Below are 12,954 nucleotides of genomic sequence, written 5' to 3'. Positions count from 1 at the left end.
GTGTGTTTGCTGGCTGTTTTTAAGAGCGATGTGCTTGCAACGTGATGGTATCAATGGGTTTTAAAATGAAGGGGCTTTTTTTGTGAATGAGAACATGCGTTTTTGAAATTAAAACCAAACAATAATGTCATTATTATTCAATAGGTTACGTTTTTATGGCACTGCTTGCCGATCATCTGCTTGTTCCGCAATATTTCTTTATCAGAAGGGTTTAACAAAAGAATTTCTAGTATTTTCTTTAATAAAGCGATGCAAGCCAATGATTTTTATTGTCTTTATTGTTTATTTAAATGTGTTTTCCAATGGCCTCTATAAACCCTAGCTAAGTGTTTGTTCGTAAAGAAAGTATTTATGGAATGGGAAACTTGACAGAGTGGTATTTTCATCCTTATAGTGCAAAAAAGTGGGGTAAAGTGGTAGAAAAGGGAATAAATCAAATAAGGGGCCGGTTTTGTTTAGAGGGGTTAATAACGTGACGTTGGATGCAAAGGGGCGATTGTCTATCCCTACGCGTTATCGTGCGCAGTTGAAAACCTCTTGTGATGGGCAAATGATGATGACGGTTGATCGTGAACATAGTCTCTTATTATATCCCTTGCCGGTTTGGGAGGATATAGAACGAAAATTGATTAAATTGCCTACCCTAAATAAGCAAGCCAGACGTTTGCAGCGTTTATTAATTGGGCACGCAACCGAATGCGAATTGGATGGGCAGGGCCGAGTGCTTGTGTCGCCACCCCTACGAGAATTTGCTGGACTGGATAAGAAAACAGTCATGATAGGACAGGGAAACAAGTTCGAAATTTGGAATGAGCAGACATGGGTCACTAAGCGTGACATATGGTTTGAAGAGGAGAGTGCAGAAGACGGTGAGCTTTCACCTGAACTGGGAACCTTGTCGCTTTGATGTCTACTGGTGAATTACATAAGCCGGTCTTATTGGATGAAGCGATAGAGGGGCTGATACGACAAACTGATGGGGTTTATATCGATGGAACCTTTGGTCGTGGTGGTCATAGCGGGTCAATATTGCAGGTCTTGTCGCCTCAGGGGCGCTTATTGGCCATTGATAAGGACATGGATGCTGTGAACTCCCCCCAAGCACAAGCCTTATTAAAAGACGAACGATTTGAATTAGCGCACAGTAGTTTTGCACAGATGGAGCAATTGGCACAAGAACGGCATTGGGATGGCGCGGTTGATGGTATTTTGCTAGACCTTGGTGTGTCGTCCCCTCAGTTAGATGTTGCAGAACGTGGCTTTAGCTTTATGAAAGATGGGCCTTTAGATATGAGAATGGATTCAACGCAGGGCGAGTCAGCAGCGCAATGGCTTTCTCATGTTGAAGAAGGCGAGCTGGTCAAAGTGCTAAGGGTTTATGGCGAGGAAAAGTTTGCTCGTAAAATTGCAGCAGAAATTGTTCTTCAGCGCAAGGAAACGGCGATTGAAACAACGGCTCAATTAGCGGCATTAATTGCAAATGTTGTGAAAAGGCGAGAACCCGGCAAACATCCTGCAACAAGAAGCTTTCAAGCCATTCGAATTAAAATTAACAAAGAACTCGATGACCTTGAGCAGGCCTTGGCAAGCTCATTGAGTATGTTGAAACAAGGCGGCCGCTTAGCCGTTATTAGCTTTCATTCGTTAGAAGACAGAATTGTGAAACGGTTTATACGTGAGCAGTCGCGTGGAGAGATCGTTCCTCGCCATCTTCCAATGCCGTTAGATGCTAAAAAGCCGGTGTTAAAAGTGGTGGGTAAGGCAATTAAAGCGTCTGCGAATGAAGTAGCGGGTAATGTTCGAAGTCGCAGCGCTGTATTACGTATTGCAGAGAAATTGTAATGGCAGATCAAAGTCTAGCAGGTATTACAGTTATTTTATTGGTGTTGGTGATGGTGTCGGCATTGGCCGTTGTGTACGTGAAATATGATGCGCGTTTAATGTTTAATCAGCTACAAAAAGAATTACGAGAACAGGATAGGTTGGGCGTTGAATGGAATCGTTTGCAGTTAGAGCAAAACACCTGGTCATCAAATAACCGAATAGAAAAACTAGCTCGTACAAAGTTAAATTTACAGGCGCCTACGTCGGCACAAATTGTTTACGTAAAAGTTAAATGAAGTATTCACATCAACAATCTAATAACACTGTGCAGAAGGTTATTGTGCCTGAGTTGGCGGGGCGTCGCCGATTTATTCTGGCGTGTTTTATGTTGATGATGTGCGTGCTGATTTATCGGGCAATTGATTTACAAGTATTAAATAATAGTTATTTGCAAAAGCGCGGAGAAGCGGTTCATTTGCGTGACATCAAATTACCTGCTTATCGTGGAAAAATTACAGATGTAGGTGGGCACGCGTTGGCCATTAGTGCACCAGTGAGTTCTGTTTGGGTGAACCCGCAAGAGTTGGAGCTGGGCACTAAAAAGAAAGAGTTTGCAAAGCTGCTTGGTTTGAAGGTTAGCGCACTTGATAAGAAGCTTAAAAAAGTAGCCTCGAGGCGGTTTGTGTATTTGCGTCGCCATATGGATCCACAGGTGACGGCAATGATTGATCAGTTGCAATTACCAGGGGTGTATTTACAAAAGGAATATAGGCGCTATTACCCTGATGGCGAGGTGGCAGCACATCTTGTTGGCTTTACAAATATTGATGATGAAGGGCAAGAGGGCCTTGAATTAGCCTGGGATGAATCATTAAAAGGGTCAGCAGGTGCCGAGCGTGTGCTTCGTGATGGCAAACGCAGAATGGTAAAGCATGTTGATAACATACGTGCGCCTATTCCCGGTCAAGATATTCGGCTAACGATAGACCGGCGTTTGCAATATTTAGCATACCGAGAGTTAAAGGCGGCCGTCGCGCAGCAAAAGGCCACGTCTGGTTCATTAGTGTTGCTGAATGCTGAAACTGGCCAGTTGTTAGCAGTGGCAAACCAGCCTGCCTTTAATCCAAACGATCGTTCTAAGATTAAAGCGAGTCATGTTCGTAACAGAGCCTTTGTTGATTTGTTCGAACCCGGTTCAACAATGAAGCCCTTTACCGTTGCGGCAGGCATGGAATCGGGTGTCTTTGATGCTTCTACCGTGATTGATACCAACCCCGGTTATATGCGAGTGGGACGTAGTCAAGTGCGGGATCACCGTAATTACGGTGAAATAGATTTAGCAACGCTACTACTTAAGTCAAGTAATGTGGCGTCAGCAAAAATTGCCTTGGGCATCCCTGGCGAAAAGTTATGGGGTATGTTGAATAGTTTAGGGTTTGGTCAGTCAGCAGGCCTTGGGTTTCCGGGAGAAGCTCGTGGCAAACTAGTTGGCTATGAGCAGTGGCGGCCGATTGAAACGGCGACCTTGTCATTTGGTTATGGTTTGTCTACCTCGGCATTGCAATTAGCACGTGCTTATTCGGTTATTGCGAATGAAGGTGTTTTAGAGCCGATTTCGTTAGTGGTTGATGAAGCGGCTGCTGAAAGTGTACGGGTGATGAGTCCAACAGTTGCTAACAGTGTGCGGAATATGATGCGCGGTGTGGTTACTAAAGCGGGTACAGCGCCCAGAGCAAAGGTGTACGGTTACTCGGTTGCCGGTAAAACAGGCACTGTAAAAAAAGCGATCGCCGGTGGCTACGCAGAAGATAAATACTTAGGTGTGTTTGCAGGCATGGCGCCAGCTAGCGACCCAAAATTAGTAATGGTTGTGGTGATAGATGAGCCAAAAGCAGGCGATTACTATGGTGGTTTAGTGGCCGCACCAGTATTTTCCAGAGTGATGTCTGGGGCGTTACGCTTAATGAATATTGCACCGGACAACCTCGATAAGGCAACCGTGTTTGCATCACTTGAAAGAGGTATTCAATGATGCCAGCTAAGCAAAATTCTTCGTTGCTGCCTTTGCAAACCGTGTTGGACGGCTTGTTGGAGGTTGACTCAGACATACGTATTGCAAATTTGAGTGTAGATGCGCGCAATATTCAAAAAGATGACGTATTTATAGCAGTCGCTGGTTCACAACAGCATGGCCTTATGTACGCAGAACAAGCGATACAAGCTGGCGCAGTTGCGATTATTTATGACCCTGAAGCAGGGGGTGAATTTTTAGCCGAGAAAGTAAAAAAAGCACATAGCATTTCCCTCTTTAAGCTTGCCAACCTTGGTGAGCATATCAGCATCATGGCTGCGCGTTTATATCAATTTCCATCGAAGGATTTATCTGTGGTTGGGATTACTGGCACCAATGGTAAAACCTCGGTGAGCCACTTTATTGCTCAGGCATTAAATGTACAGACAAATTCATCCGCTATCATCGGTACCTTAGGCTGGGGACAGGTTGATGATTTAAAGAAAACGATCAATACCACTCCAGATGCAGTGAGTGTTCAGCGGCAACTGGCGACTTTACGCGACGAAGGCATTGCAACCGTTGCGATGGAGGTTTCTTCGCATGGTTTAGATCAAGGGCGGGTTAAGGCGGTTGCGTTTAAGGGCGCTGTGTTCACAAATTTAACACATGACCATTTGGATTATCATCAAACCCTTGAGGCTTATGGTGATGCTAAATTAACCTTATTCAAATGTCCTTCATTAAGCTTTGTTGTTCTAAATCGGGATGATGCCTTTAGTGAGCGGATTAAAAACGCACTGTCATCAAGCGTTAAAGTGTATTCATTCTCAAGGTCGAGCTGCTGTTCAACAATTGAAAATTGTTTGTTTATCTCTAATGAACGATTGCTAGCAACGGGTTTATCATTCGAGTTGTCTTTTAATGGGTGTACTGTTCAAGTTCACTCTGAACTGTTTGGTGCTTTCAATATTGATAACCTTGTTGCAAGCGCTGCTGTGTTAATAGCAATGGGTGATGAATTGAGTGTGGCCGTTGCTAAGGTTGAAAAGGTGAAGGCCGTTGAAGGGCGTATGCAACGGGTTTTAGTTGAAGGGGCTGAGCCCGAAGTGGTGGTTGATTATGCGCACACACCAGATGCCTTAAGGCTTGCTTTGCAAAGCTTGCGTCAGCACTGCAAAGGCACCTTAAGATTGGTTTTTGGCTGTGGCGGTAATCGGGATGAAGCAAAGCGTCCACTAATGGGGGCCATAGCGGATGAGTTAGCCGATAGTATTGTTATTACAAATGACAACCCACGTTTTGAATCGGCTGAAGCGATCGCTGAGCAGATTAAAGCAGGCATTAGTCATGTGGCTAAGCTGACCGTTACGCTTGATCGTGGGCAGGCAATACAGCAAACCATTGCAAGTGCCGCTAAAAACGACATTATTTTAGTGGCCGGTAAAGGGCACGAAGAATACCAGCAGATACAGAATGAAAAAATAGCTTTTAGCGATGTTGCACAGGTAAAAGATGCATTAAATGTAAGCGTGTTGAGCGAAGAAGGAGGTCACGGATGCAAACCATGAGCCTTCAGCAAGCAGCGGTTATCACTAAAGGGCACCTTGTGGGTGAAAACGTGAGCTTTAATGCCATTAGTACAGACACAAGAAAGATCCAACAGGGTGATCTTTTTGTTGCCTTACAAGGTGAAAATTTTGACGCAAATGATTTTGTAGAACAGGCCAATAAGAACGGTGCAGTGGCGGCGATTGTTAGTGCTGAGATAAGTGTTGATATGCCATATGTGAGAGTAGACGACACTTTATTAGCTTTAACGCAGATCGCAAAAGAACAACGTAAGGCGCTGGATATCCCCTTGGTCGCTATTACGGGCAGTAATGGCAAAACCAGTGTAAAAGAAATGTTAGCAAGCATTTTAAGCGGTTCGAATAAAGTGCTAGCAACAGAAGGTAATCTGAATAATCAAATAGGCGTGCCGCTCACTTTACTAAGGCTAACCGACGAACATGATGTTGCAGTGATTGAAATGGGCGCAAGTCATTCAGGTGATATTGCGCATTTATGTGATATTGCAGCACCAACCGTGGCGATTTTAAATAATGTTGGCTCAGCGCACTTAGAGGGGTTTGGCAGTATTCAGGGTGTTGCCAACGCGAAAGGTGAAATTGTTTCAGGAGTTAGTGAAACAGGGACGGCGATTCTTAATCAAGAAGAGCCTTGGTTAGACCAATGGCTGGCGTTACTTGGGAATAGACGTGTTATTCGTTTCGGCTGGTCTGATAATGCTGATGTGTGGGCAGATATTGAATCGGTACAAACGGGTATTTTTAACGGTCAATTTAAAACGACTTTTGTTCTGCATTATCAGCAAGAACAGGTCGAAATTCAGCTAAACCTTATCGGTACGCATAATGTTCTAAATGCACTTGCGGCGGCCAGTGCAGCCATCAGTTTAGGCGAGTCGCTCACTGATATTAAAGAAGGGTTAGAGCGACTGATGGTGGTAAAAGGTCGGATGCAATCATTAAAAGGCGTTAATAACAGTGTTGTTATTAATGATTGCTACAACGCAAACCCTAAATCATTTGAAGCAGCCATGGCCTGTTTAAAAAATATAAAGCAACCTGTGTGGTTAGTGCTGGGTGATTTTGCAGAGCTTGGGACTGAGAGTATGCAGATTCATCGGCAGTTAGGTGCAGACATTGAAACCAGTCATGTAGAGCGTTTTTATGCTGTCGGCGAGCAGATGAAAGTGGCGGTGAATGAGTTTAATAAGCACAGTAAGTCGCCAAATCGGCAGGCGGTTCACTTTTCTACTAAAGACGCGTTGGCAGTGCACTTAGAGCATGAGCTGAGTGCGGATACAGTGATTTTGCTAAAAGGCTCTCGTTCACAGGGTTTAGAAACTATTGTTGAAAAAATAACACTTAAAGAGGACAGCGTATGTTGTTAATGATTGCAGACTGGCTGTCTGAATACCACAGTGGTTTTAGAGTGTTTCACTATCTGACGATGCGTTCGATTTTAGGCACGTTAACGGCGTTGTTTATCGCCTTTCTTGTTGGGCCAACCATGATTCGTAGGTTGACGTTTCATAAGATAGGTCAGGCGGTACGTGATGATGGTCCGGAAACACATTTTAAAAAAGCGGGCACGCCAACAATGGGCGGGACGTTAATTTTAGTGGCCGTTGGTTTGAGTACCTTGTTGTGGGCTGATCTTTCCAATCGATATGTTTGGGTCGTGTTGCTGGTTACCCTGTTAACAGGGGTAATAGGCTTTATTGATGATTATAAAAAAGTAGCCTTGCAAGACCCCAAAGGCTTGTCGGCGGGTAAAAAATATTTAGGTCAGTCAGTGATTGCCTTATCGGCGGCGTTATTTTTGTATTACACAGCGGTATCACCCATTGAAACGACACTGTTCGTACCATTTTTTAAAGATGTAAGCCTTCAACTAGGCTGGTTCTTTGTTCCGTTGACTTATTTTGTGATCGTTGGCACCAGTAATGCGGTTAATTTAACCGATGGTTTGGATGGCCTAGCGATCATGCCGACAGTCTTAGTCGCAGGTGCGTTGGGTATTTTTGCGTATTTATCTGGGAATGCACAATTTGCTCAATATTTGGCGATTCCTAGCTTACAAGGAACGGGTGAACTGGTTGTGTTCTGTGGGGCGATAGTGGGTGCAGGTATGGGCTTCCTATGGTTTAACGCTTACCCCGCAATGGTTTTTATGGGAGATGTGGGTGCGCTGGCGTTAGGGGCTGCCTTGGGCGTTTTAGCAGTCTTAGTACGCCAAGAATTGGTGTTAATCATCATGGGCGGTGTGTTTGTGATGGAAACGGTTTCGGTCATCTTGCAAGTGGCCTCGTTTAAATTAACCGGTAAGCGCATTTTTAGAATGGCGCCTATTCATCATCATTTCGAGTTAAAAGGCTGGCCAGAGCCAAGAATTATTGTTCGTTTTTGGATTATCACCGTTATTTTGGTGTTAATCGGGTTGTCTACGTTAAAACTAAGATAATGGAAGCACTGATGCAAAATGATTTTCACTATCAACGTTTAGGTTTAGCCCGTTTGGGCTTGGATCAAGATGGCGTGCGTGTACTTGTTGTGGGTCTGGGCGTGACCGGTTTATCGGTGATTAGATTCCTGCAACAAAATCATATTGAAGTGGCTGTGGTTGATAGCCGTGAAACTCCGCCTGGTTTAGATGTGGTTGAAGAATCATTTCGAGATATTGCTGTGTTTACTGGCGGTTTTGATCATGATTTTTTTGAAGCAGCGACGCATATTATTGTGAGTCCTGGGGTGACGTTGGAGGAGCAAGAAATTCAAGCAGCATCAGAACGTGGTGTGCCTGTGTTTGGTGATATAGACCTTTTCGCGGTGTGTGTAGATGCGCCTGTTGTAGGTATTACTGGTTCAAATGGAAAAAGTACCGTGACTACCTTATTGGGACAGATGGCTGAAAAAGCTCAATGGGATGTTCGAGTCGGTGGAAACCTAGGGACACCGGCTTTAGATTTGTTAACCGAGAAAACGGCCGACTTGTATGTTTTAGAACTATCTAGTTTTCAGCTTGAAAGAACCTCTCAGCTTAAAGCTGATGTGGCGGCGCTGCTGAACATTAGTGATGACCATATGGATCGTTATCGCAGCGTGGTGGCTTATTGTGATGCGAAACAACGAATCTTTTTTGGTGAGGGCGTAGCGGTTTTTAACCGTCAAGACGAGATGGTTAACGCATTGGCATTACCATCGGAACGTCAAGGTGTTTCATTTGGTTTGGATCAGCCTAATGGTGATCATTATGGTCTGTTATCGGTGGACGGCGGAGAGTGGTTGTCAAAAGGTAGTGAGCCTATTTTGCAAGTTGCTGAGTTAAAAATTAAAGGCACACATAATATTCAAAATGCTCTAGCTGCGATGGCGATGGCCGATGCGTTAAAGATTCCAGTAGCGGCTCAACAAATAGCATTAAGAGAGTTTTCAGGCCTTAGTCATCGAACGCAATGGGTGACTGAGTTAAAGGGTGTTACATGGATAAATGATTCTAAAGCCACCAACCCAGGAGCCTGTTTAGCGGCGCTAAATGGTTTGCCTGCTCCAATTATTCTAATTGCTGGCGGTGATGGAAAAGGCGCTGACTTTAGTTTGTTAAAGCAGAGTATTCAGTCAAATGTTTCATTGGTTATATTGCTTGGGCGTGATGCTAAAAGGTTTCAGCAAGAAGCGGTTGGGTCAATACCTTGTGAATTGGTTGCTAATATCGAAAAAGCCGTTCAACTAGCCGCTGAGCATGCAGTATCTGGAGACACAGTATTATTGTCGCCTGCTTGTGCATCGCTGGACCAATTTGCAAGTTATCAGCAACGTGGTGAGCATTTTATGGCGGCTGTGGAGGCGTTAGAACGATGAGTGCTGCGATGTTAAGCGTAGGAGATTCTTCACGAGTGGCAAGACGCGGCCGTTACTATTTAGATGGCTGGATGTTATTTGCGGCGATAAGTTTGCTTTGCATTGGTTATGTGATGGTGGTGTCGGCTTCATTACACATTGGCGAAAGAGTGTTCGACAATATGTGGCATTATCCTGCACGTCAGGCGGCACATATTGTTGTGGGTTTGATCTTGGCGTTTGTCATGGCTAATGTTCCATTATCGGCATGGGAGCAAAGTGGGCCTAACCTAATTTTGGTAGCGATCGCCCTACTGGTCTTGGTGTTTATTCCGGGTATCGGCGTGAAGGTAAATGGTAGTTACCGCTGGATTAATTTGGGCGTAGCTCGACTTCAAGTCTCAGAAATTGTAAAGCTTGTTTGTATTGTTTATATGGCAGGTTTTTTAACGCGTCATGTTCATGTTGTCCGCGAGTCTATCAAAGGGGTAATACGCCCTATGCTACCGCTAGGTGTGGTGTTCGGTTTGTTGTTGGCTGAGCCTGATTTTGGTGCAACGTTTGTTATTGGCTTTAGTGTGATGTGCATGATGTTTTTAGGGGGTGCACGCCTTATAGAGTTTTTGACCCTTGTGTTGATGGGAGTTGTATTAGGTGTACTGGCGATTGCCTCTTCAACTTACAGAATGGAACGAGTGACAGCTTTCATGGATCCTTGGGCAGATCACTTAGGTTCGGGATTTCAGCTGGTTCAATCGCTTATTGCAATGGGCCGTGGTGAATGGTTTGGGGTAGGGCTAGGTAGTAGTATCCAAAAGTTGTTTTATTTACCAGAAGCGCATACCGATTTTATTTTTGCGGTTCTCAGTGAAGAATTGGGTTTTATAGGGTCTAGTGTAGTGATTTTGTTATTTGGTTTATTGCTATGGCGTGCTTTTCAAATAGGTAAGGCCGCAGAGCGATTAAACCTAAGATTTTATTCATTATTAGCTTACGGTTTAGGTGTCTGGATTGGCCTGCAATCGTTTGTAAATATTGCTGTAAATATGGGTGTGTTACCGACGAAAGGGTTAACCTTGCCTTTAATGAGCTATGGTGGCAGTAGCATGATTGTAATGTGCATGGTCGTGGGTTTGTTGTGCCGTATTTACCATGAAACACAACAACAGTACATGTCTCAATTGAAAGGGGGCGCGGCATGGCATTACGCATAATGATTATGGCGGGTGGCACAGGTGGGCACGTCTTTCCAGCCTTGGCTGTGGCAGATTACTTACAGAATGCAGGACACATGGTTAGCTGGTTAGGCACCAAAAAGGGCATTGAAGCAACAGTAGTGCCGGAAGCCGGTATTGAAATTGACTGGTTAAGCGTATCCGGTTTGCGAGGCAAAGGTCTGCTGAGCTTATTGCTAGCGCCAATAATGTTGTTAAAAGCCTGCTATCAGGCCTCTAACATCATTCGTCGTCGTCAACCCGATGTGATATTAGGGCTGGGTGGTTTTGCCTCAGGCCCTGGTGGTTTGATGGCTTGGTTACACAAAACGCCGCTGGTTATACATGAACAAAACCGGGTGCCAGGTACAACAAATCGTTTGTTAAAAAAGTTGGCTAAGCGGGTATTAGAAGCCTTTCCAAATAGTTTTGATGAACAGACAGGCGCTATCTTTACAGGTAACCCAGTTAGAAAAGAGTTGTTAGGCAGCTCGGTGGGTGAGCCAAAGAAAAACACAAATATTTTAGTCGTTGGTGGTAGCTTGGGTGCATCGGTATTGAATGAGGTGGTGCCTGAGGCATTACAAAGCCTACAGGCTAGTTTAAGCGTTAACGTTATTCATCAGGCAGGCAAAGCGACCATACAGATTGCCAGAGAAAAATATGGTGAGGCGGGTGTTGCAGCAGATATTCGAGAGTTTATTGCGGATATGAAGCAAGTATATCAATGGGCTGATATTGTGATTTGTAGGGCAGGAGCAATGACCATTTCTGAGTTAGCAATAATGGGCTTACCTTCCATTCTTGTACCACTGCCGCATGCCATAGATGATCATCAAACTAAAAATGCAGCCTACTTAGCAGATGCAGAGGCGGCTGTGTTGATGCCGCAGTCGACACTGACATCACAGAACCTGTCAGAAACATTAAAGGCCTTGCTTACTAATGAAAATCAATTATCAGATATGCGTAAAAAAGCACGGTCGTTAGCAAAACCAGAGGCAACAGAATTAGTTGCTAATGCTTGTTTGGAGGTGGCTTTATGATGCCCAATACGCATAAACATTATTCAGCGCACTTAGGTTTTGGCAAACTTAAGCGTATTCATTTTATCGGCATTGGTGGTGCGGGAATGAGTGGCATAGCCGAAGTGTTGATCAACCTTGGCTATGAGGTATCAGGGTCAGATATTCGTAATAGTAAAGTAACTGAGCGATTAGCGAACCAAGGTGCGACCATTTACATCGGGCACATGGCCGAGAATGTAGACGATTGCGATGTAGTGGTAACCTCAACAGCGGTTCAAAAAGACAATGCAGAAGTTGTTGCTGCGAAAGAGCAACGTGTGCCGGTTATTCCGCGCGCTGAAATGCTTGCGGAATTGATGCGGTTTAGGTTTGGTATTGCAATTGCCGGTACGCATGGAAAAACCACAACAACTAGTCTATTGGCAGTGCTGATGACAGAGGGGCAACTGGACCCTACCTTTGTGATTGGTGGTTTGTTAAACAGTGCAGGGTCAAATGCAAAACTGGGTGAAAGCCATTACTTGGTTGCAGAAGCAGATGAAAGTGATGCGTCATTTTTACACCTTCAACCCATGATTGCAGTGGTCACCAATATTGATGAAGACCATATGAGTACATACGGTGGCGATTTTCAGCAAGTGAAAGATGCCTTTCAGTCGTTTTTACATCAATTGCCATTTTATGGTTTAGCGGTGATGTGTGTTGATGATGAGAATATACGCGAATTGGCGCCATCGATTGGCAAACCTATTTTGAGTTATGGCATTGATCAAGCGGCAGATTTTCAGGCGTTGAATGTAAAACAAGAAGGCTTTCGAACACATTTTAATTTAAAGCGTTTGGGTAATAAGGGGCAGTTACCGTTAACCTTGAATATGCCGGGTAAACATAATGTTTTAAATGCTCTGGCGGCAATTGCAGTGGCCAGTGAGTTGGGCGTATCTGATGAGGCGATTGCATCTGGCCTGAATCACTTTAAGGGTGTTGGACGACGCTTCCAAGTGAATGGCGAAATAAAGCGAGAAGGTGGTTCAGCTTTATTGGTTGATGACTATGGGCATCACCCTCGTGAAGTTATCGCCACCATTAAAGCTGTGCGTGAAGGCTGGTCAGACAAGCGCTTGGTTTTGGTTTTTCAACCACACCGTTACTCTAGAACACACGATATGTTCGAAGATTTTGTCGATGTGTTAAATGAGGTGGATGTATTGGTATTACTTGACGTGTTTGCTGCTGGTGAAAAACCAATTGCTGGGTCTGATGGGGCAGCCTTGAGTAAGGCCATTCGGCAACGAGGAAAAATTATTCCTGTATTCGTCAAGGATATTCAGCAACTCCCCGATGTTTTAGATGGTGTTTTATTAGCCAATGACATTGTGGTGACTTCTGGGGCCGGAGATATTGGTGCCGCATCTGCAAAGTTAGAAAAACAGTTAAATAATTTAAGCGACCTTGGGCAAACGACCTAG

Annotated in this window: 11 protein-coding genes; all 11 read left to right on the top strand. The window is 44.4% G+C overall.

What is annotated here, in order from left to right; genetic code table 11:
* Window positions 1–451: 451 nt before the first annotated feature.
* Genes mraZ through murC form a run of 11 tightly spaced genes read left to right on the top strand, consistent with a single transcriptional unit; the run spans window position 452 to window position 12,954 of the window.
* Window positions 452–907 carry a division/cell wall cluster transcriptional repressor MraZ gene (mraZ, locus tag CPC19_RS11300; RefSeq protein ID WP_015005168.1) on the top strand — a complete coding sequence of 152 codons (456 nt, stop codon included), beginning with the start codon at window positions 452–454 and terminating at the stop codon, window positions 905–907.
* Complete coding sequence (rsmH, locus tag CPC19_RS11295) at window positions 907–1,842, top strand: 16S rRNA (cytosine(1402)-N(4))-methyltransferase RsmH (protein WP_015005169.1); 936 nt, start codon at window positions 907–909, stop codon at window positions 1,840–1,842. The genes mraZ and rsmH overlap by 1 nt, the downstream gene beginning before the upstream one ends.
* The gene (ftsL, locus tag CPC19_RS11290; RefSeq protein WP_015005170.1) at window positions 1,842–2,120 is read left to right on the top strand and encodes a cell division protein FtsL; all 279 of its coding nucleotides are present in this window, start codon (window positions 1,842–1,844) and stop codon (window positions 2,118–2,120) included. Before rsmH ends, ftsL begins: the two co-directional genes overlap by 1 nt.
* Window positions 2,117–3,856 carry a penicillin-binding protein 2 gene (locus CPC19_RS11285; protein WP_015005171.1) on the top strand — a complete coding sequence of 580 codons (1,740 nt, stop codon included), beginning with the start codon at window positions 2,117–2,119 and terminating at the stop codon, window positions 3,854–3,856. The genes ftsL and CPC19_RS11285 overlap by 4 nt, the downstream gene beginning before the upstream one ends.
* Window positions 3,853–5,406, top strand: a complete 1,554-nt coding sequence (locus CPC19_RS11280; RefSeq protein ID WP_016390947.1) for a UDP-N-acetylmuramoyl-L-alanyl-D-glutamate--2,6-diaminopimelate ligase — start codon at window positions 3,853–3,855, stop codon at window positions 5,404–5,406. Before CPC19_RS11285 ends, CPC19_RS11280 begins: the two co-directional genes overlap by 4 nt.
* Complete coding sequence (gene murF, locus CPC19_RS11275) at window positions 5,394–6,794, top strand: UDP-N-acetylmuramoyl-tripeptide--D-alanyl-D-alanine ligase (protein ID WP_016390946.1); 1,401 nt, start codon at window positions 5,394–5,396, stop codon at window positions 6,792–6,794. The genes CPC19_RS11280 and murF overlap by 13 nt, the downstream gene beginning before the upstream one ends.
* Window positions 6,785–7,867, top strand: a complete 1,083-nt coding sequence (gene mraY / locus CPC19_RS11270; RefSeq protein WP_015005174.1) for a phospho-N-acetylmuramoyl-pentapeptide-transferase — start codon at window positions 6,785–6,787, stop codon at window positions 7,865–7,867. Before murF ends, mraY begins: the two co-directional genes overlap by 10 nt.
* An 11-nt stretch (window positions 7,868–7,878) precedes the next feature.
* Window positions 7,879–9,264 carry a UDP-N-acetylmuramoyl-L-alanine--D-glutamate ligase gene (gene murD, locus CPC19_RS11265; protein WP_236610545.1) on the top strand — a complete coding sequence of 462 codons (1,386 nt, stop codon included), beginning with the start codon at window positions 7,879–7,881 and terminating at the stop codon, window positions 9,262–9,264.
* Window positions 9,261–10,457 carry a putative lipid II flippase FtsW gene (gene ftsW / locus CPC19_RS11260; protein ID WP_016390944.1) on the top strand — a complete coding sequence of 399 codons (1,197 nt, stop codon included), beginning with the start codon at window positions 9,261–9,263 and terminating at the stop codon, window positions 10,455–10,457. Before murD ends, ftsW begins: the two co-directional genes overlap by 4 nt.
* Window positions 10,442–11,503, top strand: coding sequence for an undecaprenyldiphospho-muramoylpentapeptide beta-N-acetylglucosaminyltransferase (gene murG, locus CPC19_RS11255; RefSeq protein WP_016390943.1), 1,062 nt, complete (start codon window positions 10,442–10,444; stop codon window positions 11,501–11,503). The genes ftsW and murG overlap by 16 nt, the downstream gene beginning before the upstream one ends.
* The gene (murC, locus tag CPC19_RS11250; protein ID WP_016390942.1) at window positions 11,500–12,954 is read left to right on the top strand and encodes a UDP-N-acetylmuramate--L-alanine ligase; all 1,455 of its coding nucleotides are present in this window, start codon (window positions 11,500–11,502) and stop codon (window positions 12,952–12,954) included. Before murG ends, murC begins: the two co-directional genes overlap by 4 nt.

Source organism: Cycloclasticus sp. PY97N (assembly GCF_002443175.1).
Classification (GTDB): domain Bacteria; phylum Pseudomonadota; class Gammaproteobacteria; order Methylococcales; family Cycloclasticaceae; genus Cycloclasticus; species Cycloclasticus pugetii.
The sequence above is the reverse complement of the archived record's forward strand: the minus strand, read 5'-3'. Positions and strand labels throughout refer to the sequence as shown.

Bases quoted from the DNA above. Each gene is read 5' to 3' on its own strand.
- ftsL (WP_015005170.1), top strand. From the start codon at position 1,842: ATGGCAGATCAAAGTCTAGCAGGTATTACAGTTATTTTATTGGTGTTG.
- CPC19_RS11285 (WP_015005171.1), top strand. From the start codon at position 2,117: ATGAAGTATTCACATCAACAATCTAATAACACTGTGCAGAAGGTTATT.
- murC (WP_016390942.1), top strand. From the start codon at position 11,500: ATGATGCCCAATACGCATAAACATTATTCAGCGCACTTAGGTTTTGGC.
- CPC19_RS11280 (WP_016390947.1), top strand. From the start codon at position 3,853: ATGATGCCAGCTAAGCAAAATTCTTCGTTGCTGCCTTTGCAAACCGTG.
- ftsW (WP_016390944.1), top strand. From the start codon at position 9,261: ATGAGTGCTGCGATGTTAAGCGTAGGAGATTCTTCACGAGTGGCAAGA.
- rsmH (WP_015005169.1), top strand. From the start codon at position 907: ATGTCTACTGGTGAATTACATAAGCCGGTCTTATTGGATGAAGCGATA.
- murF (WP_016390946.1), top strand. From the start codon at position 5,394: ATGCAAACCATGAGCCTTCAGCAAGCAGCGGTTATCACTAAAGGGCAC.
- murD (WP_236610545.1), top strand. From the start codon at position 7,879: ATGCAAAATGATTTTCACTATCAACGTTTAGGTTTAGCCCGTTTGGGC.
- mraY (WP_015005174.1), top strand. From the start codon at position 6,785: ATGTTGTTAATGATTGCAGACTGGCTGTCTGAATACCACAGTGGTTTT.
- murG (WP_016390943.1), top strand. From the start codon at position 10,442: ATGGCATTACGCATAATGATTATGGCGGGTGGCACAGGTGGGCACGTC.